This is a genomic window from Pseudoxanthomonas suwonensis 11-1 (assembly GCF_000185965.1).
In the GTDB taxonomy this organism is placed as follows: domain Bacteria; phylum Pseudomonadota; class Gammaproteobacteria; order Xanthomonadales; family Xanthomonadaceae; genus Pseudoxanthomonas; species Pseudoxanthomonas suwonensis_A.
The window spans coordinates 1187838-1206646 of the sequence record NC_014924.1; the positions used below are offsets into that span (position 1 = coordinate 1187838).

Consider the following 18809-nt stretch of genomic DNA (forward strand, 5'->3'; position numbering starts at 1 on the left):
GCCGAGGGCAACGACACGGAGTACGCCGCCGCATGAGCCTGACCCGTCGTGAACTGATCAAGGCCACCGCGGCCGCACTTGCGGCCAGCGCCGCGCCCTCCACGCTTGCGGCCACGCCAGCCACTGCTCCCGCCAACCAGGCGACGACGCGTGTGGCCGGCGATCCAGCGACGGCGGCACCTGGGCGCCCACTGCGGCTGTGGTATCCACGCCCGGCCACGCGCTGGGTCGAGGCCCTGCCGCTGGGCAACGGCCGCCTCGGCGCGATGGTCTGGGGCGGTGGGCGCTCGGAGCGGCTGCAGCTCAACGAGGACACGCTCTACGCGGGCCGGCCCTACGACCCGGTGCCGGACGGCGCGCTGGAGGCATTGCCGGAGGTGCGGCGCCTGCTGTTCGCCGGGCGCCATGCGGAAGCCGAAGCCCTGGCCGACGCCACCATGATGGGCGCCCCGCGCAAGCAGATGCCCTACCAGCCGCTGGGCGACCTGTGCCTGGATTTCGTCGAGGTTTCCGACCTCGACGACTACCGGCGCGAACTGGACCTGGATCGCGCCGTGGCCACGACCAGCTTCGGTTCCGGCTGGAAGCTGGAGCACACCCGCGAGGCCTTCGTCTCGGCGGAGGACCAGTGCCTGGCCGTGCGCCTGCGCACCAGCCAGCCGGGCCGGGTGCGGGTGCGGATCGGGCTGGACAGCGACCATGCCCAGGCCGAGGTCGTGCCCGACGGCGACGCCGGCCTGCTGCTGCGTGGGCGCAACGGCGACGCCTTCGGCATCGAGGGCGGGCTGCGCTTTGCCGCCCGGCTGGGGGTGCAGGTGCGCGGTGGCACGCTGCGCCGCCGCGGCGACCGCATCGAGGTCGAAGGCGCGGACGAGGTGGTGCTGCTGCTGACCGCCGCCACCAGCTTCCGTCGCTACGACGATATCGGCGGCGACCCGGAGGCGACCACGCGCACGCAGCTGGAGGCGGCCGCGCGCAGGTCGTGGGACGCACTGCTGGCGGCGCATGAGGCCGCGCACCAGCGCCTGTTCCGGCGGGTCGCCATCGATCTCGGGCGCAGCGCGGAGGAGGTCGCCGCGCTGCCTATTGACGAGCGCGTGGCCCGCTTCGCCGAGGGCCACGATCCCGAGCTGGCCGCGCTGTACCACCAGTTCGGACGCTACCTGCTCGTCTGCAGTTCGCGCCCCGGCACCCAGCCGGCCAACCTGCAGGGGATCTGGAACGACCTGCTCGCGCCCCCATGGGAGAGCAAGTACACGATCAACATCAACACCGAGATGAACTACTGGCCGGCCGAGGCCAATGCGCTGCCCGAGTGCGTCGAGCCGCTGGAGCGCATGGTCGCCGAACTGGCGCAGACCGGCGCCGACGTGGCGCGGCGCATGTATGGCGCGCCGGGCTGGGTCGTGCACCACAACACCGACCTGTGGCGCCAGGCGGCGCCGATCGATGGCGCCAAGTGGGGCCTGTGGCCGCTGGGCGGCGCCTGGCTGCTGCAGCACCTGTGGGACCGCTGGGACTACGGACGCGAGCCCGGCTATCTGGAGAAGGTCTGGCCGCTGTTCCGCGGCGCGGCCGAGTTCTTCGCCGCCACCCTGGTGGAAGACCCGACGACCGGGGCGATGGTCACCGCGCCCTCGATATCGCCGGAGAACGAGCACCCGCACGGCGCCGCGCTGTGCGCCGGCCCGTCGATGGACGCGCAGATCCTGCGCGACCTGTTCGGCCAGTGCATCGAGATCGCCGGCCTGCTGGGCGTGGATGCCGACCTGGCGGCGCGCCTGGCGCGGCTGCGCGAGCGCCTGCCGCCGCACCGCATCGGCAGGGCGGGGCAGCTACAGGAATGGCAGCAGGACTGGGACATGGACGCGCCGGAGATGGACCACCGCCACGTCTCCCACCTGTATGCGCTGCATCCGTCGAGCCAGATCAACATGCGCGATACCCCGGAGCTGGCCGCCGCGGCGCGGCGTTCGCTGGAGATCCGCGGCGACGAGGCCACCGGCTGGGGCATCGGCTGGCGCCTCAACCTGTGGGCGCGGCTGCGCGACGCCGGACACGCCTACAAGGTGCTGGGGATGCTGCTGAGTCCGGAGCGCACCTATCCCAACCTGTTCGATGCACACCCGCCGTTCCAGATCGACGGCAACTTCGGCGGCACCGCCGGCATCACCGAGATGCTGCTGCAGAGCTGGGGCGGCACGGTATTCCTGCTGCCGGCGCTCCCGCAGGCGTGGCCACGCGGTAGAGTGTCCGGCCTGCGCGTCCGCGGTGCCGCCGAGGTCGCGCTGGAGTGGGACGCCGGCCGGCTGCGCCAGGCCAGGCTGCATGCCTGGCGTGGCGGCCGCTTCCGGCTCGAATACCGCGACCAGGCACTGGAGCTCGCGCTGGGGCCGGACGAAGCGGTGGAAGTGGGGGAGAGGGGCGGGCGGCTCGTGCGCCTGGCCTGAGGTTGCGGGTACGACAGATACATACAACACGCCGGATACACCGGCGCCGAAGCACACACTGGAGGGACCCCGGATGGCGGGCATTGGCAACACCACGACCGGCACGACGAACATCGAAGCCGGCGGCGAGAACACGCGTTTCATCATCCTGATCAGCCTGGTGGCCACCATCGGTGGCTTCCTGTTCGGCTACGACAGCGGCGTGATCAACGGCACGGTCGACGGCCTGACCGCGGCGTTCAAGTCCGACGCGGCGGTGACCGGCTTCAACGTCGCCTCGATGCTGCTGGGCTGCGCGGTCGGCGCCTGGTTCGCCGGCACCCTGGCCGACCGCTACGGCCGGCGCACCATGCTGCTGTGGGCGGCGGTGTTCTTCATCGTTTCGGCGTGGGGTTCGGGCATCGCCACCTCCTCGGCCGAATTCGTGGTCTACCGCGTGATCGGCGGCTTTGCCGTCGGCGCGGCCAGCGTGATGTCGCCGGCCTACATCGCCGAGGTGGCCCCGGCGCACTACCGCGGCCGGCTGGCCACGGTGCAGCAGATCGCGATCATCTCCGGCCTGTTCTTCTCGTTCCTGAGCAACTGGTGGCTGGCCGGCCATGCCGGTGCCTCCACCGCGGTGCTGTGGATGGAGCACGAGGCCTGGCGCTGGATGTTCTGGGCAGAGCTCGTGCCGGCGTTCCTGTTCCTGGTGGCGCTGTTCTTCATTCCCGAGAGCCCGCGCTACCTGGTGGCCCGCGGCCTGAAGGAGAAGGCAGGCAAGGTGCTGGCGCGGCTGTACGGCGAGCAGGGCGGGGCGCGCAAGCTGGCGGAGATCGACGCCTCGCTGGCGACCGACCACCACCGTCCGCGCCTGTCGGACCTGATCAGCAAGGCCACCGGCAAGGTGCGGCCGATCGTGTGGGTGGGCATTGGCCTGGCCACGTTCCAGCAGCTGGTCGGCATCAACGTGGTGTTCTACTACGGCGCGGTGCTGTGGCAGGCGGTGGGCTTCTCGGAGAACGACGCGCTGCTGATCAACGTGCTGTCCGGCGCGCTGAGCATCGGTGCCTGCCTGGTGACGATCGTGCTGGTGGACAAGGTCGGTCGCAAGCCGCTGCTGTGGGTCGGCTCGGCGGGCATGGCGGTGACCCTGGGCATCGTGGCCTGGGCGTTCTCCACCGGCACCCTGGACGCGGCCGGCAAGCTGCAGCTGCCGGGGCAGATGGGCCTGGTGGCGCTGGTGGCGGCCAACGCCTACGTGGTGTTCTTCAACGCCTCGTGGGGCCCGGTGATGTGGGTGATGCTGGGCGAGATGTTCCCCAACCAGATCCGCGGCTCGGGCCTGGCGGTGGCGGGCCTGGCGCAGTGGGTGGCGAACTTCGTCATCACCTGGACCTTCCCGATGCTGCTGGCCGGCATCGGCCTGGCGGCGGCCTACGGCCTGTACGCGGCGGCGGCGGTGCTGTCGGTGTTCTTCGTGCTGCGCTTCGTCCGCGAAACCCGCGGGCGCGAGCTGGAGCAGATGGAAGGATGAGCGCCACGTGCCCGGATGCGGCCACGCGTCCGGGCGCGTCCATAACTGCAACGGAGAGCCCCGCATCGCGGGGCTCTTCACGTGCGCCTGGACGCAGGCAACAAAAAACCCCGCCGGGGCGGGGTTTCTCGTCTGCTTCGCTGCACCGGGATGGCGCTCCCTAGGGGACTCGAACCCCTGTTTTAGCCTTGAGAGGGCCACGTCCTAACCACTAGACGAAGGGAGCGTTGTGCGGGTGTTCCCAGCGAAGGCGCGCTAGTATATTCACCCGCCAGCCGGACGGCAATGGCCCCGGCGAAATATTTTTCCAAGCCCACGGAATCACTCCCATCGATCCGCAAGCCCTCCCGCAACCTGTCCTGCGCAGCGTCCCGCGCGACCAGCACCCGATCTCGCGAAAGGACATCAGTCCCAACGCATTGCGCGTGCTCTACCGGCTGCGCGAGGCCGGCTTTGGCGCCTACCTGGTCGGCGGCGCGGTCCGCGACCTGCTGCTGGGGATGCACCCCAAGGATTTCGACGTGGCCACCGACGCCACGCCGGAGCAGGTCAAGCAGCTGTTCCGCAACTGCCGCCTGATCGGCCGCCGCTTCCGCCTGGCCCACGTGGTCTACGGCCGCGAGATCATCGAGGTCGCCACCTTCCGCGCCAACGTCGACGACGGCAGCGGCGACCGCGAGGTCGAGGACGGCCGCCTGGTCCGCGACAATGTCTACGGCACGATCGAGGACGACGCGGTCCGCCGCGACTTCACCTGCAACGCCCTGTACTACGCGATCGAGGATTTCTCGGTGCGCGACTACACCGGCGGCTACGAGGACGTGCTGGCGCGCAAGATGCGCCTGATCGGCGATCCAGAGACCCGCTACCGCGAGGACCCGGTGCGCATGCTGCGTGCGGTGCGCCTGGCGGCCAAGCTGGGCTTCAGCATCGACCCGCCCACCGCCGAGCCGATCCCGCGCCTGGCCGGGCTGCTGGCCGAGGCCGCGCCGGCGCGCCTGTTCGAGGAAATGCTCAAGCTGTTCCTGTCCGGGCACGCGGTGGCCAGCTTCGAGGGCCTGGAGCGCCACGGCCTGCTGGGCGCGCTGATGCCCGAGACCGCCGCCGCGCTGCGTTCCAACCGCAGCGGCGCGCTGCGGCGCATGGTCCTCAAGGGCCTGGCCGGCACCGACGCCCGCGTGGCCGCGGACGAGCCGGTCTCGCCGGCCTTCCTGTTCGCCCTGCTGCTGTGGCCGGCCTACTGCCGCGCCCTGGCCGGGCTGCAGGCGCAGGGGATGCCGGTGGAGGAGGCCCAGCGCCGCGCCGCCGACCGGGTGACCCTGCACCAGGTGCAGACCATTGCCCTGCCCAAGCGCTTCTCCCTGCCGATGCAGGAGATCTGGCTGCTGCAGTCGCGCTTCTCCACCCGCCAGCGCAAGCGCGTGTTCCGGCTGCTGGCGCACCCGCGCTTCCGCGCCGCCTACGACTTCCTGGCCCTGCGCCTGGCTGCCTCCGACAGCCATGCCGCCGACGTGGAATTCTGGCGCGAGGCCCAGCAGAGCTCGGGCGATGCCCTTGCCGCCAGCCTCGATGCTTCGGCCGCCAGCGGTGAGGACGCCGACCTGGACGGGGCGCCGCGCCGTCGCCGTCGCCGCCGTCGTCGCGGGGCCACTGCGTCCGAATGAGCGCCCCGGTCCGCGCCTGCATAGGCCTGGGCGCGAACCTGGGCGAGGCCGCCGCCACCGTGCGCGCGGCCTTCCCGGCCCTGGCCGCGCTGCCCGGCTGCCGCCTGCTGGCGACCTCGCGGCTGTACCGCACTCCCGCCTGGGGCCGCACCGACCAGCCCGACTTCATCAATGCCGCGGCGGTGCTGGAAACCACCCTGCCGGCGGCGGAGCTGCTGGCCGGACTGCTGGAGATCGAGCGCCGCGCCGGCCGCGTACGCGGCGGCGGGGACACCCGCTGGGGTCCGCGCATGCTCGACCTGGACCTGCTGCTCTACGGTGACCAGGAGCTGGACCTGCCGGGCCTGCAGGTGCCCCATCCGTACCTGCGCCAGCGCGCCTTCGTGCTGGTGCCGCTGGCGGAGATCGCCGCCGACGCGCCGCTCCCGGGCCATGGCACGGTCGGCGAAGCCCTGCGCCTGGTCGATGCAACCGGCGTCGAGGTCCTGGAACCGGCCTGAAACCCCGCCAGCGGGATGCAGCGTGGCCATCCCCGGCCGGGGCAGGGCGGGGTTTTGCGCGATAATGCGCGGCTTGCCGAACCGGATGCCGAAATGAGCGTACATGCCGACCAGAAGCCCTGGACCGTCCCCGCGCTGGCCGAAGCCAAGCGCCAGGGCCGTCGCATGGCCATGCTGACCGCGTACGACGCCGGATTCGCCCGGGTCATGGACCAGAACGGGATCGACCTGGTCCTGGTCGGCGATTCGCTGGGCATGGTGGTCCAGGGCCATGGTTCGACCCTGCCGGTGACCGTGCCCGACATCGCCTACCACACCGCCGCGGTGGCCCGGGTGCTGAAGCAGGCGCTGCTGGTCAGCGACCTGCCGTTCCAGGCCGATGCCACCCCGGAGCGGGCGCTGGACGCCTCGGTGGCGCTGCTGCAGGCCGGCGCGCAGATGGTCAAGCTGGAAGGCGCGGGCCACAAGCTCGACGTCATCCGCTTCCTGTCCGAACGCGACATCCCGGTCTGCGCGCACCTGGGCCTGACCCCGCAGTCGGTGCTCAAGCTCGGCGGGTTCAAGCTGCAGGGCCGCGACGAGCAGGCCGCGGCGCGGTTGCGCGCCGACGCCCTGGCGGTGCAGGAGGCCGGCGCCTCGATGCTGGTGCTCGAATGCGTGCCGACCCCGCTGGCCCAGCAGATCACCGCCTCGCTCGGGATCCCCACCATCGGCATCGGCGCTGGCCCGCATTGCGACGGCCAGGTGCTGGTGCTGCACGACTTCCTCGGGCTGGACAGCGGCCATCGCCGTCCGCGCTTCGTCAAGGATTTCCTGGCCGAAGGCGGCTCGGTGGCCGGCGCCGTGCGCGCCTATGCCGAGGCCGTGCGTGACGGCAGCTTCCCCGATGCCGCCCACGCCTACGCCTGAGCCTCCCCCCTCCTTCCTGGCAGTACGATGATCGAAACCATTACCGAGCTGGACGCGCTGCGCGAACGCGTACGTGGCTGGAAACGCGAAGGCCTGCGCGTGGGCTTCGTGCCCACCATGGGCAACCTGCACGCCGGCCACTTCTCGCTGGTGCGCCTGGTGCGCCAGCACGTGGACCGCGTGGTCTCCAGCGTGTTCGTCAACCCGACCCAGTTCGGGCCGAACGAGGACTTCACCCGCTATCCGCGTACCCCCGACGCCGATACAGCGGGCCTGTCCGACGCGGGCTGCGACGTGCTGTGGCTGCCGACGGTCGAGTCGATGTATCCGTTCGGCGTCGAGCTGGCCTCCAGGGTGCACGTGCCGGGCGTGAGCGGCGTGCTTGAAGGCGAGTGCCGTCCCGGGCATTTCGACGGCGTCTGCACCGTGGTCAGCCGGCTGTTCAACCAGGTGCTGCCCGACGTGGCTGCGTTCGGGCTCAAGGACTACCAGCAGCTGGCCGTGATCCGCCAGCTGGTGGCGGACCTGCAGTTCCCGATCGAGATCATCGGTGGTCCGATCGTGCGCGAGGCCGATGGCCTGGCGATGAGCTCGCGCAACCAGTACCTGGGCGCCGAGGAGCGGCCGCGCGCGGCCACCATCCACCGCGTGCTGGGGCAGATGCGCGACGCCCACCTGGCCGGCACCCCGCGCGCCCAGGTCGAGGCGCAAGGCCGCGCCGCGCTGGCCGACGCCGGTTTCGTGGTCGATTACGCCGTGCTGCGCCGTCCGGACCTGTCCGAGCCGGCCGACGGCGAGCCTGGTCCGCGGGTGGCCCTGGTCGCCGCGCGGCTGGGCAATACGCGCCTGATCGACAACCTCGAGTTCTGACCTGGCGGGCCAGCGTGGCCCGCCGTTCCAGCGACGCTTTCGCATGCAACGGTCCCGCACCCGCATGCGTTGCACGTGCGTGCCACAACCGCGGCGCGTGCATTGCTAACATCCAAGACCCGGAGTACTTCCCCCATGCACCTGACCCTGCTCAAAGCCAAGATCCACCGCGCCACCGTCACCCATTCGGAGCTCAACTACGAAGGCTCGGTGGCGATCGACGGACTGCTGCTGGAAGCCACCGGCATCCGCGAGTTCGAGCAGGTGCACGTGTGGGACGTGACCAACGGCGCGCGCTTCACCACCTATGCCATCCGCGCCGACGAGGGCAGCGGCATCATCTCGCTCAACGGCGGCGCCGCGCGCCACGTGCAGGTGGGCGACCTGGTGATCATCGCCGCGTTCGCGTCGATGGACGCCGCCGAAGCCGACGCGTTCGAGCCGAACCTGGTGTACGTGGACGGCCAGAACCGCATCACCCATACCAACCATTCAATCCCCAAGCAGGCTGCCTGATGACGACATCCGCCACCGGTTTCGAATCCCTCCAGTCCCACGCGTCGCGCCTTGAAGGCACGGGCATCGCCGGGCTGCTGAAAGACGAACCGGGGCGGGTGGACGCCCATGCGCTGCAGGTGGGGCCGCTGTACGCGAACTTCGCCCGCCAGCGCTACGACGCGGCGGCGTGGGATGCGCTGCTGCAGCTGGCCCGCCAGCTCGAACTGCCGGTTGCGTTCCGGCGCCTGTTCGACGGCGAGAAGATCAACCTGACCGAAGGCCGCTCTGTGCTCCACACCGCGCTGCGCGGCGACCTGTCGCAGTCACCGGTGGCCCGCGAGGCGTACCAGACCGCGGCGGAAGTGCGCCAGCGCATGCACGCGCTGGTGCGCGAGCTGGAAGCCAGCGACGTCACCGACATCGTCAGTGTCGGCATCGGTGGTTCGGACCTGGGCCCGCGCCTGGTGGCCGATGCCCTGCGCGGCCCGCTGCCGGGCCGCTTCCGCGTGCACTTCATTTCCAACGTCGACGGCGCCGCCGCGCAGCGCGTGCTGGCGCCGCTGGACCCGAAGCGCACCGCGGCGGTGTTCATCTCCAAGACCTTTGGTACCCAGGAGACCCTGCTCAACGGCGCCATCGTGCGCGACTGGCTGGGCAGCAGCGAGCGCATCTACGCGGTCAGCGCCAACCCCGGGCGTGCCGCGTCCGCGTTCGACATCGCACCGGAACGGGTGCTGCCGATGTGGGACTGGGTGGGCGGACGCTACTCGCTGTGGTCGGCGGTCGGCTTCCCGATCGCGCTGGCGATCGGCACCGAGGCCTTCGACCAGCTGCTGGCCGGCGCGGCCGGGTTCGACCGCCACGTGCTGGAAGCGCCGCTGGAAGCCAACCTCGCCGTGCGCCACGGCCTGACCGCGGTGTGGAACCGCAACGCGCTGGGCCTGGCCTCGCATGCGGTGATGACCTACGACCAGCGCCTGGCCCTGCTGCCGGCCTACCTGCAGCAGCTGGTGATGGAATCACTGGGCAAGCGGGTGAAGGTCGATGGCAGCCCGGTCGATGGCGACACCGTCCCGGTGTGGTGGGGCGGCGCCGGCACCGACGTGCAGCACAGCTTCTTCCAGGCCCTGCACCAGGGCACCGGGATCGTGCCGGCCGATTTCATCGGCACCGTGCGCAATGACGATCCGTACGCGCAGAACCACGAAGCGCTGATGTCCAACCTGTTGGCGCAGACCGAGGCGCTGGCCAATGGCCAGGCCAGCGAGGACCCGCACCGCGCCTATCCGGGCGGGCGTCCCAGCACCACCATCCTGCTGGAGTCGCTGACCCCGCGTTCGCTGGGCGCGCTGCTGGCCATGTACGAGCACAGCGTGTACGTGCAGTCGGTGGTGTGGGGCATCAACGCCTTCGACCAGTTCGGCGTGGAGCTGGGCAAGCAGGTCGCCAACACCCTGCTGCCGGCGCTGCGTGGCGAAAGCCAGGCGCAGGACCCGGTGACCGCAGCGCTGATCGCGCGCCTGCGCGGCTGATCGCAGCCGGCCCGCAGTGCTACAGAAGGCGCCCGCCGCAAGGTGGGCGCCTTCTGCTTCCTACGGCAGCAGAAAAAACCGGGGTCAGAGTGCAATTTCCCGCAAGAGGAAAACCGGGGCCAGAGTGCGATTTCCTCCCAGGCCGCCAACCGCTGTCCGGCAGGCGTGAAATCGCACTCTGACCCGGGTTTTTCCTGCCCGGCTGGCGATGGAAATCGCACTCTGACCCCGGTTTTTGTGGGCTTCTATTTGCGGGAGAGGTATTCCTGCATCAGCGCCAGCTGCTCGATCGCCTCGGGATGGCCGGCCGCGGCGGCGGCCCGGACCTGGGCGAGGTCGGGATGGTGGACCACCAGCACGATGTCCTCGCACTGCGGGCACAGGTACTCGCTGAGGTCCTCGTGCGGTTCCAGGGTCATGGCACGGCTGTCGCCTTCCCATTCGCAGGCGGCGCAGGTCACGACGCGCAGGCGCCATCCGGGCTGGAAGTAGTTGTCGATCAGCAGGGGCACAGGAAGATCCGGTTCAGGGCAGGCGCTGGGCGAACAGCCAGTCCCACATCGCGGGATCGGCATAGGTCGCGTCCCAGGCATTGTGGTTGCCTTCGGGGTATTCGGTATAGCGGAAATCCGCGCCCGCCTGCCGGGCCAGCTCGTGCACGCGCCGGGCGTCGTGCGGCAGGACCAGGTCGTCGCGGGCGCCATGGAACATCCACACCGGCACGTGCCGCAGCCGCCGTACCAGCTCGGCGTGGGGATCGGTCGCGTCGGCTACCGGCGTGACGTAGAGGGTGGGGCGCACCGCACGCGGCGCGAGCACGCCGGCGCAAACCGGCACCAGCGCGGCGAAGCGCTGCGGTTCCAGCAGCGCCACTTCCCAGGTGCCATAGCCGCCCATGGACATGCCGGTGGCGTAGGTGCGCCGCGGGTCACCGCCGAACTCGGCGCTGGCCGCGTCCAGCGCCGCCAGGGCCATGCGCGCGTTGGCGCCGGTCCATTCCTCGTTCTTCGGGACCTGCGGCATCACCACCAGGGCCGGGAAGGCATCGGCATTGCGGCGCAGGTACGGGCCGAGGCCGGAGGTCGTCTGGGCGTGGCCGTCGCTGCCGCGCTCGCCGGAGCCGTGCAGGAAAAGCACCACCGGCAGCGGGCCCTGCTGGTGCGTGGCCGCAGGCACGAACACCGCATAAAGGTGGGTGCGGCCGGCGTACTCGATGCTGCGCTGGACGAAGGTGCCGGTGGGCGGCGGCGTGGGACGGTTCTGGCAGGCGCTCACGAGCAGGCTCAGCAGCAGGGCGGGCAGGAATAGCAGGCGGGTCTTGCGCATCGGGAGGTCTCCGCGACGGGGGACCAGCTTAGCGCCATGGGAGCGGCCAGGTAGGGACACGCCCCGCACTACGGGAATCGCGTCCGCACGGGTATTGCTCCGCTGGCCTGTCGTCCTTCCCAACGGGCGGCAAGCGTGCTCGTGACGCTACGCCGAGTGGCGCATGTCTTGATGCTGCAGTGACCAGCGGTGGATGCCATTCCGACCCTCTTTCCCCGGTCGCCGCTCCGCGCCCGGCCCGGGTCCGCCGGGACGCGGGCATTCGACGACATGCGTGCCGATTGCGCCCAGACACGCCGCCTCTCCCCATGGGGACCCGGAGCTACGGATCCGCCGGTGGAAGCTCATGGCGGATACGCAGGAAACGCGGGAAGCGTGGCAGTCCCTTGCTGGTGAGGCCGCTGTAGCGGTAGGTGACCCAGCTGCCGATGGGCGGCGGATCGGCGCGCTGCGCGTCGCTGAAGCCGCTGCCGATGCGGAAGCTGCGCCCGTCCGGGGTACGCACCTGCAGCGCACCCAAGCGCCCCTCAAGGCGGCCCTTGCCGGGCAGGTGTGCGACGACCTGGGCCTCGGCGTCCGCGTGCGGCTTGTACTTGAACAGTGCGTCGCTGCGGCCGGGCCGGTACAACGCATCGGCCCGGTGCAGCATCAGGCCCTCGCCGCCCGCGGCCACCACCCGCGCCAGTTCGGCATCCAGCGCCGCGGTCGTGGCGATGCGCCGCTGTTCGATCATGGCCAGGGTCGGGCTGCGCGCTTTGGCGACCAGCTCGCGCATGTACTGGACGCGCCGGGCGAAGCTGCCGGGGTGGGCGGGCAGGTCAAACAGCATGAAGCGCACGCTGTCCCAGTCGCGCGCGTCGCCGCTACTGCGGCGCACCAGCGCGCTGACTTCCTCGAAGCGGCCACGCCCGGCCCACAGCTCGCCATCCATCGGTTGGGAAGGCCAGCCGCGGGTGAAGCCGGCAGGTGGAACGATGGGCGCGCCGCCGCGGGTCCACAGCCGCCTGCCATCCCAGCGGGCACGCACGCCGTCCAGTTTCTCGCTGACCAGGAAGGCGTCCACCGCGAGCCCGCCGCGCCAGGTCGAGGCCAGCATCGGAGCAGGCGCGGGCGCCGTAGTGGGGGGGACGGCCGGCAGCACGGAAGCTGGCAGCAGGCAGAGCAGGGCGAGCAGCAGGAAACGCATGGGCACGAGGGTGGCCGGGGAAGGCCACAGCTTCGTACCCGGGCTGGCACGGTGGAATCGGCCGAAGCCGGCCGCGCGTGTAGGAGATTGCCGAGCGTCCGGGTCGCCTGGAAGCCGCCCTCAGTGCAGCAGGATCGCCGTCGCCAGGCCGAGGAAGCAGAAGAAACCCATCACGTCGGTCACCGCGGTCACCACCACGGTGCCGGCGACGGCCGGGTCGATGTTCATCCGCCGCAGCAGCAACGGCAGCAGCACACCGGCGGCGGCCGCGGCGCAGAAGTTGATCACCAGGGCCATCGCGATCACCAGCGACAGCACCGGGTCGCGGAACCACAGCAGCGCGATCAGGCCGACGATGCCGCCGATCAGCACGCCGTTGATCAGGGCGACGCGGATCTCCTTCCACATCAGGATGCCGGCATTGCTCGAGCCCACCTGGCCCAGGGCCAGGCCACGCACCATCAGGGTCAGCACCTGCACCGCGGCATTGCCGCCGATGCCGGCCACGATCGGCATCAGCACCGCCAGCGCCACTACCTTCTCCAGCGTGGCCTCGAACTGGCCGATCACGCCAGCGGCCATGAAGGCGGTGAACAGGTTGATGCCCAGCCACACCACGCGGCCGCGCACGGCGCGCTTGACCGGCGAGAACAGGTCCTCGTCCTCGTCCAGGCCTGCGGCGCCCAGCGCCTGGTGCTCGGCCTGCTCGCGGATGATGTCGACCACGTCGTCGATGGTGATGCGGCCGAGCAGGATGTTGTTCTCGTCCACCACCGGCGCCGACACCCAGTCGTGGTCGGAGAAGCGGCGCGCCACTTCCTGCGCGCTCTCGCCCACGTCGATCGCCGGCTGCTCGTCGTCGATCAGGCGGTTGATCGGGGTGGTGTCCTCATGGGTCACCAGCGCGGCCAGTGGAACCCGGCCCAGGTACTGGTGGCGGCGGCTGACCACGTACAGGTGGTCGGTGTGGTCCGGCAGCTCGCCGCGCAGGCGCAGGTAGCGCAGGACCACGTCGACGTTGACGTCGGCGCGCACGGTGACCACGTCCGGGTTCATCAGGCGGCCGGCGGTGTCCTCCGGGTAGGACAGCACCTGCTCCAGGCGCTCGCGGTTCTCGCGGTCCATCGACTTGAGCACCTCGTCGATGACCGTGTCCGGCAGGTCCTCGACCAGGTCGGCCAGGTCGTCGATGTCCAGGTCCTCGACCGCGGCGACCAGCTCGTCCGGGTCCATGTCCGCGATCAGGCTCTCGCGCACCTCGTCGCCGACATGCAGCAGCACCTCGCCGTCGTCCTCGGCGTCGACCAGGCCCCACACCACCTCGCGCTTGCCCGGGGGCAGCGACTCCAGCAGGTTGCCGATCTCGGCGGGGGAGAGGGTGTTGACCAGCCGCCGCACCGGGCCCAGCCGGCCACTGTCCAGCGCATCGGACAGCAGGCGAAGCTGGCGCGCGGTCTTGTCGTAGCGGACGGCCTCGGCCATGCGCGTCTCCGGGTTGGGGGCGGTGCCGCAACGGAGGTGCGCGGCAGGTCAGGCGTTCATGGCGCGCATTATCCCCCGCGCACGCGGGGTTTGGATAGGCCGCTCAGGCCGTGGCGAGCCAGCGCTCGATGCCGCGGCGGTCGCGCGCCTGCAGCAGGCGGGGAGCGCGGGCCTGCAGCTGCGACAGGTCGCAGTCGCGGATCGCGCGGCGCAGTTCCAGCAGTCCGGCCGGGTGCAGGCTGAACTCCTTGAGGCCCAGGGCCAGCAGCAGCGGCGCCAGGCGCGCATCGCCGGCCATCTCGCCGCATACCGCCACCGGAACGCCGTGCTCGTTGCCGGCGCGCAGCACGTGGGCGACCAGGCGCAGCACGCCCGGGTGCAGAGGCGAGTAGAGGTCGCCGAGGGCGTCGTTGTTGCGGTCCACCGCCAGCAGGTACTGCACCAGGTCGTTGGTACCGATGGAAAGGAAATCGACCGCGTCGGCCAGGCCGTGCACGCCGATGGCCGCGGCCGGCACCTCGATCATCGCCCCCAGCGGCGGCACCTGCACGGAGACGCCGCGGCCACGCACGGCGGCCACCGCGCGGCGCAGGCGGCGGCGCACGATCAGCACCTCCTCGCGGCAGGAGACCATCGGCACCAGCACCCGAACCGGCCCGTAGGCGGAGGCGCGGACGATGGCGCGCAGCTGGGTGTCGAACACCGCGTCGTACAGCAGCGACAGGCGCACGCCGCGCACGCCCAGCGCCGGGTTGTCCTCGTTGGCCAGGGCCAGGCCGGCGCGGTCGGCCTTGTCCGCGCCCAGGTCCAGGGTGCGGAAGGTGACCGGGCGCCCGCCCATCGCCAGCACCGCGTCGCGGTAGGCGATGAACTGCTCCTCCTCGTCCGGCGTTTCGCGGTCCTGCAGGAACAGGAACTCGGTGCGGTAAAGGCCGACGCCGGCCGCGCCCAGGGCGTGGGCACGGGCCACGTCCTCGCGCGATTCGGCATTGGCGTAGAGGGCGATGTCGACGCCGTCGCGGGTGCGGGTGGGCTTGCTGCGCAGGCGCTCGAGGTCGCGGCGCTCGCGCAGGTCGCGCTGCTGCAGCTCGCGGTAGCGGCGCAGGTCTCCGGCGTCCGGGTCCAGCACCAGCTGGCCGCTCTCGCCGTCGACCATGACCACGTCGCCGTCGTTGATCCGCGACAGCACCTCGGCCGCGCCCACCACCAGCGGCATGTGCAGGCTGCGGGCGAGGATGGCGGTATGCGACAGCGGGCTGCCGGCGGCCGAGACGATCGCCACCACGCCCGCGGCCTGCAGCTGGGCCAGCTCCGAGGGCGCCACGTTCTCGCACACCAGCACCTCGCCGGCGGTGCCGCGCGGCAGCGGGTCGTGCCTGTGCAGGTGGGCGTTGATCCTGCCGATGATGTGGTCGAGATCGTCCAGGCGCGCCCGCAGGTAGGGGTCGTCCATGGACTGGAACACCGCGGCCAGGCGGTCGCGCTGCACGCGCAGGGCGTAGCCGGCGGAATAGCGTTCCTGCTGGATCAGCGCTTCCAGCGCCTGCACCAGCTCGGGATCGTCCAGCAGCAGGGCGTGCAGGTCGATGAACTCGATCGCCTCGCTGGACAGGGCGCCCTGCAGCTTCTCGCGCAGGGTGCGCATCTCGGCGCGGGTGGCTTCCAGCGCCTCGTGCAGGCGCGCGGCCTCGTCCTTCGTGCGTGCGGCAGGGACCCGCTGCTCGGCGACTTCGAGCGCATGCGGCAGGCGCACCCGCGCCCGGCCCAGGGCCAGGCCACGGGAAGCGCCATGGCCGGCGAAGGCCAGCCTCATCCGGCCAGGCTCCCGCCCACGGCTTCGACCGGCACGTGGCGGTGGCCCGGCCGGCGCATGGTTCAGGCGTCCTCGTCGAACCGGTTTTCGAACAGGTCGACCACGGCCTGCATGGCTTCGGCCTCGTCGACCCCGTCGGTGCGCACGGTCACCGGGGTGCCCTGGCCGGCGGCCAGCAGCATCACGCCCATGATGCTCTTGGCGTTGACCTCGCGTCCCTTGGCCTGCAGGGTCACGGCGCAGCGGAAGGGGGCCAGCACCTGGACCAGCTTGGCGGTTGCCCGGGCATGCAGGCCCAGGCGGTTGGACACGGTGAGTTCACGTTCAAGCATCGTCGATGATCGCTCCATTGCGCGTGCCCGCCGCCGCGGTGGCGGGCAGTTCGTCCAGTCCCTGTTCCGGATAATTCATGATCCGCAGCAGCATGGGCAGGCTCAGCGCCGAGACACGCCGGACCGGCGTGCCGAGCCTTGCCACCTGCGCGGCGAGGTTGCTGGGGCTGGCGCCGTACAGGTCGGTCAGGACCAGCACGCCGTCGCCACCGTCCACCCGCCGCAGCGCCGCCGAGGCGGCCGGCAGCAGCTGCCCGAGGTCGGCGTCGAACGGGACCTCGAAGGCCTCCGCCTGCAGCGGCAGCTTGCGCAACAGCGCCGTCGCGACGGAGAGCAGGGCGCTACCGACGCCGGGATGGGTGATCAGGAGAATGCCACATGCCATGGCGGGAAGTTAACAGAGGGCCATGACCGCCGTCGCGCCTTTTCCGGCGGGACGGCGCCGCCGATGCCGGGAACGGTGGCGCCGGCCTCAGTCCTGCTCGCGGTGGTAGGTGGCGACCTCGCTCCAGCCCTGGGCGCGGGCATGGGCGGCCAGGCGTTCGGCCAGGTAGACCGAGCGGTGCTTGCCGCCGGTGCAGCCGAAGGCCACCGTCACGTAGGCGCGGGTGTCGTTGCGCAGGCGCGGCAGCCAGGTGTCGAGGAAGTCGGCGACCTGGCGGGCGTAGGCGTCCACCTCCGGCTGGCCGTCCAGGTAGTCGCGCACGCGCTGGTCGCGGCCGGTGAGCGGGCGCAGCTCCGGTTCCCAGTGCGGGTTGGGCAGGACCCGGGCGTCGAACACGAAGTCGGCTTCCTCCGGCACCCCGCGCTTGTAGGCGAAGGACTCGAACAGCAGGGACAGGCCGGGGCTGTGCTCCAGGGCGAAGCCGGTGATGACCTGGCGGCGCAGCTGGTGCACGTTGAGGTGGCTGGTGTCGATCACCGCATCGGCCTCGCTGCGCAGCGGGGCGATGATCTGGCGCTCGCGCGCGATCGCCTCCGGCAGCGACAGCCCCAGCCGGCTCAGCGGATGGCGGCGGCGGGTGTCGGCGTAGCGCCGCAGCAGGATGTGGTCCTCGGCCTCGAAGAACAGCAGGCGCGCGTCAACGCCCAGCGACTCGGCCGCTGCGCGCCATTCGGCCAGCTCGCCAAGGTCGGCGCTGCGGCTGCGCACGTCGATGCCCACGGCCATGCGCTCGGGCAGGCCGTCCTCGCGCACCAGCGAGGCGACGAAGGACGGCAGCAGCTCCAGCGGCAGGTTGTCGACGCAGTAGTAGTCCAGGTCCTCGAAGGTCTTCAGCGCCACCGACTTGCCGGAGCCGGACAGGCCGCTGACGATCACCAGGGTGGGGCGGGGTGCGCTCATGATCCGCGGCGCTCCAGCAGGTTGCTGTGGCGGGCGATGAACATCGCCGCCGGGTCGATGCCCTTGGTGCGCAGGATGTGCAGGCGGGTCGCCGCCTCGGTCAGCACGGCCAGGTTGCGGCCGGGCATCACCGGCAGGGTGATCAGCGGCACGTCCAGGTCCAGCACGTGGCGGGTGCCGGAATCGCCGGTCAGGCGCTCGTAGCCGTGCGGGTTGGGCTCGGTCATCGGCCGGGTCAGGTGCACGATCAGGCGCAGGTACTTGTTCTTCTTGACCGCAGTGTCGCCGAACATCTCGCGCACGTTGAGCACGCCCAGGCCGCGTACCTCGAGCAGGTCCTGCAGCAGCTCCGGGCAGGTGCCGTCGAGCACGTCGGGCGCGATCTGGGTGAACTCCGGGGCGTCGTCGGCGACCAGGCGGTGGCCGCGGCTGAGCAGTTCCAGCGCCAGCTCGCTCTTGCCCGACCCCGCCTCGCCGGTGATCAGCACGCCGATGGAGTAGATCTCCATGAACACCCCGTGCAGGGTCACGCGCGGGGCGAGGGTGCGGGCGAGGTGGTAGGAGAGGTGGTTGAGCAGCTCGTGGCCGCGGCGCGGCGAGACCCACAGCGGGGTGTCGGTTTCCTCGGCGGCGGCGCGCAGGTCCTCCGGACAGGACTGGTTCTTGCTGATCACCAGCGCCAGCGGACGCGCCTGGGTGATCTTCTCGATGGTTTCCCAGCGCTGGCGCGAGTCCAGTGAGTCGAGCCAGGCCAGTTCCTCGCTGCCGAGGATCTGCACCTTGTTGGGATAGATGGCGTTGAGGTAGCCGGCAAGCGACGGGCGGCGGGCGTTGGTGTCGCCGGAGTCGATCTCGCGGATCCCGCCCTTCTGTCCGGCCAGCCAGCGCAGCGACAGCTTCTCCTGCTGCTGCTCGAACAGTTCGCGTGCGGTGATGCTGGCATTCCTCATGCGGCCCGGGTCCTGTTTGGCTGGCTGGGGTCGCGTGATTGTCGCCCAAACGGGCTCGCGCGTCCCGGCCGGCAGGGGCCGGCCGGGACGCGGGGCGGGTCAGCCCACGTCCGGGAGGACGCGGGGCGCCTGGTAGTCCTGGGTCTTTTCCTTGTGCTTGAGGATCTGGCGGTCCAGCTTGTCCGCCAGCAGGTCGATCGCCGCGTACATGGTCTGGGCCTCGGCCTCGGCGTGCAGGGTACGGCCCGGAACGGTCAGGTCCGCGGCGGCGCGGTGGTTGGGCTTGTGCAGTCCGAGCTGGACCCGCGCGGAGATCGGCTGGTCGAAATGCCGATCGAGTCGACGCAGCTTCTCCTCCACGTAATCGCGCAGTGCCGGGGTGATCTCCAGCTGCTGGCCGTACGTTTCGATGCGCATCGTGAACCTCCTTCTTGGT

The 18809-nt window shown here is 71.0% G+C and carries 18 protein-coding genes and 1 tRNA gene; 8 read left to right on the forward strand and 11 right to left on the reverse strand.

Annotation, left to right across the window (positions count from 1 at the left end):
- The first annotated feature begins 32 nt into the window (after positions 1 to 32).
- Positions 33 to 2450 carry a glycoside hydrolase family 95 protein gene (locus tag PSESU_RS05240; protein WP_013534727.1) on the forward strand — a complete coding sequence of 806 codons (2418 nt, stop codon included), beginning with the start codon at positions 33 to 35 and terminating at the stop codon, positions 2448 to 2450.
- Between the two features lie 73 nt (positions 2451 to 2523).
- Positions 2524 to 3966, forward strand: coding sequence for a sugar porter family MFS transporter (locus tag PSESU_RS05245; protein ID WP_013534728.1), 1443 nt, complete (start codon positions 2524 to 2526; stop codon positions 3964 to 3966).
- Between the two features lie 151 nt (positions 3967 to 4117).
- On the opposite strand, the gene PSESU_RS05250 is transcribed toward PSESU_RS05245, so the two are convergent.
- A tRNA-Glu gene (locus PSESU_RS05250) sits at positions 4118 to 4192 on the reverse strand.
- A gap of 73 nt (positions 4193 to 4265) precedes the next feature.
- On the opposite strand from PSESU_RS05250, the gene pcnB reads away from it, so the two are divergent.
- The 6 genes from pcnB to pgi all read left to right on the forward strand — a co-directional run bounded on the left by pcnB (position 4266) and on the right by pgi (position 9939).
- Positions 4266 to 5630, forward strand: coding sequence for a polynucleotide adenylyltransferase PcnB (gene pcnB / locus PSESU_RS05255; RefSeq protein ID WP_049782416.1), 1365 nt, complete (start codon positions 4266 to 4268; stop codon positions 5628 to 5630).
- Entirely contained in the window at positions 5627 to 6130 is a 504-nt protein-coding gene (gene folK / locus PSESU_RS05260) for a 2-amino-4-hydroxy-6-hydroxymethyldihydropteridine diphosphokinase (protein ID WP_013534730.1), read from the forward strand. The genes pcnB and folK overlap by 4 nt, the downstream gene beginning before the upstream one ends.
- A 93-nt stretch (positions 6131 to 6223) precedes the next feature.
- The gene (gene panB / locus PSESU_RS05265) at positions 6224 to 7039 is read left to right on the forward strand and encodes a 3-methyl-2-oxobutanoate hydroxymethyltransferase (protein ID WP_013534731.1); all 816 of its coding nucleotides are present in this window, start codon (positions 6224 to 6226) and stop codon (positions 7037 to 7039) included.
- 27 nt (positions 7040 to 7066) lie between these two features.
- Positions 7067 to 7909 (forward strand): pantoate--beta-alanine ligase, encoded by an 843-nt coding sequence (gene panC / locus PSESU_RS05270; protein WP_013534732.1) that lies wholly within the window; start codon positions 7067 to 7069, stop codon positions 7907 to 7909.
- A gap of 135 nt (positions 7910 to 8044) precedes the next feature.
- Positions 8045 to 8425: an aspartate 1-decarboxylase gene (panD, locus tag PSESU_RS05275; RefSeq protein ID WP_013534733.1), complete on the forward strand. Its 381-nt coding sequence runs from the start codon at positions 8045 to 8047 to the stop codon at positions 8423 to 8425.
- Complete coding sequence (gene pgi / locus PSESU_RS05280) at positions 8425 to 9939, forward strand: glucose-6-phosphate isomerase (protein ID WP_013534734.1); 1515 nt, start codon at positions 8425 to 8427, stop codon at positions 9937 to 9939. Before panD ends, pgi begins: the two co-directional genes overlap by 1 nt.
- A 245-nt stretch (positions 9940 to 10184) precedes the next feature.
- Here the strand turns inward: pgi and PSESU_RS05285 are convergent, their stop codons facing one another.
- From PSESU_RS05285 to hpf, 10 genes are all read right to left on the reverse strand, one after another.
- Positions 10185 to 10451: a hypothetical protein gene (locus PSESU_RS05285; RefSeq protein ID WP_013534735.1), complete on the reverse strand. Its 267-nt coding sequence runs from the start codon at positions 10449 to 10451 to the stop codon at positions 10185 to 10187.
- A gap of 13 nt (positions 10452 to 10464) precedes the next feature.
- Positions 10465 to 11265, reverse strand: a complete 801-nt coding sequence (locus PSESU_RS05290; protein WP_013534736.1) for an alpha/beta hydrolase-fold protein — start codon at positions 11263 to 11265, stop codon at positions 10465 to 10467.
- Between the two features lie 322 nt (positions 11266 to 11587).
- Positions 11588 to 12451 carry a DNA ligase gene (locus PSESU_RS05295; RefSeq protein WP_013534737.1) on the reverse strand — a complete coding sequence of 288 codons (864 nt, stop codon included), beginning with the start codon at positions 12449 to 12451 and terminating at the stop codon, positions 11588 to 11590.
- Between the two features lie 120 nt (positions 12452 to 12571).
- A complete protein-coding gene (mgtE, locus tag PSESU_RS05300; RefSeq protein ID WP_013534738.1) occupies positions 12572 to 13933 on the reverse strand; it encodes a magnesium transporter in 1362 nt (453 codons plus the stop codon).
- Positions 13934 to 14036: 103 nt separating this feature from the next.
- Positions 14037 to 15746: a phosphoenolpyruvate--protein phosphotransferase gene (gene ptsP / locus PSESU_RS05305; protein ID WP_013534739.1), complete on the reverse strand. Its 1710-nt coding sequence runs from the start codon at positions 15744 to 15746 to the stop codon at positions 14037 to 14039.
- A 62-nt stretch (positions 15747 to 15808) separates the two neighbouring features.
- Positions 15809 to 16078, reverse strand: coding sequence for an HPr family phosphocarrier protein (locus PSESU_RS05310; RefSeq protein ID WP_013534740.1), 270 nt, complete (start codon positions 16076 to 16078; stop codon positions 15809 to 15811).
- Positions 16071 to 16463, reverse strand: a complete 393-nt coding sequence (locus PSESU_RS05315; protein WP_013534741.1) for a PTS sugar transporter subunit IIA — start codon at positions 16461 to 16463, stop codon at positions 16071 to 16073. The genes PSESU_RS05310 and PSESU_RS05315 overlap by 8 nt, the downstream gene beginning before the upstream one ends.
- A gap of 87 nt (positions 16464 to 16550) precedes the next feature.
- Positions 16551 to 17423: an RNase adapter RapZ gene (rapZ, locus tag PSESU_RS05320; RefSeq protein ID WP_013534742.1), complete on the reverse strand. Its 873-nt coding sequence runs from the start codon at positions 17421 to 17423 to the stop codon at positions 16551 to 16553.
- Positions 17420 to 18373, reverse strand: a complete 954-nt coding sequence (gene hprK / locus PSESU_RS05325; RefSeq protein ID WP_013534743.1) for an HPr(Ser) kinase/phosphatase — start codon at positions 18371 to 18373, stop codon at positions 17420 to 17422. The genes rapZ and hprK overlap by 4 nt, the downstream gene beginning before the upstream one ends.
- A 99-nt stretch (positions 18374 to 18472) precedes the next feature.
- Complete coding sequence (gene hpf, locus PSESU_RS05330; protein ID WP_013534744.1) at positions 18473 to 18790, reverse strand: ribosome hibernation-promoting factor, HPF/YfiA family; 318 nt, start codon at positions 18788 to 18790, stop codon at positions 18473 to 18475.
- Positions 18791 to 18809 lie beyond the last annotated feature (19 nt).

Bases quoted from the DNA above. Each gene is read 5' to 3' on its own strand.
- PSESU_RS05295 (WP_013534737.1), bottom strand. From the start codon at position 12,451: ATGCGTTTCCTGCTGCTCGCCCTGCTCTGCCTGCTGCCAGCTTCCGTG.
- ptsP (WP_013534739.1), bottom strand. From the start codon at position 15,746: ATGAGGCTGGCCTTCGCCGGCCATGGCGCTTCCCGTGGCCTGGCCCTG.
- PSESU_RS05240 (WP_013534727.1), top strand. From the start codon at position 33: ATGAGCCTGACCCGTCGTGAACTGATCAAGGCCACCGCGGCCGCACTT.
- folK (WP_013534730.1), top strand. From the start codon at position 5,627: ATGAGCGCCCCGGTCCGCGCCTGCATAGGCCTGGGCGCGAACCTGGGC.
- mgtE (WP_013534738.1), bottom strand. From the start codon at position 13,933: ATGGCCGAGGCCGTCCGCTACGACAAGACCGCGCGCCAGCTTCGCCTG.
- panD (WP_013534733.1), top strand. From the start codon at position 8,045: ATGCACCTGACCCTGCTCAAAGCCAAGATCCACCGCGCCACCGTCACC.
- panC (WP_013534732.1), top strand. From the start codon at position 7,067: ATGATCGAAACCATTACCGAGCTGGACGCGCTGCGCGAACGCGTACGT.
- PSESU_RS05310 (WP_013534740.1), bottom strand. From the start codon at position 16,078: ATGCTTGAACGTGAACTCACCGTGTCCAACCGCCTGGGCCTGCATGCC.
- hpf (WP_013534744.1), bottom strand. From the start codon at position 18,790: ATGCGCATCGAAACGTACGGCCAGCAGCTGGAGATCACCCCGGCACTG.
- rapZ (WP_013534742.1), bottom strand. From the start codon at position 17,423: ATGAGCGCACCCCGCCCCACCCTGGTGATCGTCAGCGGCCTGTCCGGC.
- hprK (WP_013534743.1), bottom strand. From the start codon at position 18,373: ATGAGGAATGCCAGCATCACCGCACGCGAACTGTTCGAGCAGCAGCAG.
- PSESU_RS05290 (WP_013534736.1), bottom strand. From the start codon at position 11,265: ATGCGCAAGACCCGCCTGCTATTCCTGCCCGCCCTGCTGCTGAGCCTG.
- panB (WP_013534731.1), top strand. From the start codon at position 6,224: ATGAGCGTACATGCCGACCAGAAGCCCTGGACCGTCCCCGCGCTGGCC.
- PSESU_RS05315 (WP_013534741.1), bottom strand. From the start codon at position 16,463: ATGGCATGTGGCATTCTCCTGATCACCCATCCCGGCGTCGGTAGCGCC.
- PSESU_RS05245 (WP_013534728.1), top strand. From the start codon at position 2,524: ATGGCGGGCATTGGCAACACCACGACCGGCACGACGAACATCGAAGCC.
- pgi (WP_013534734.1), top strand. From the start codon at position 8,425: ATGACGACATCCGCCACCGGTTTCGAATCCCTCCAGTCCCACGCGTCG.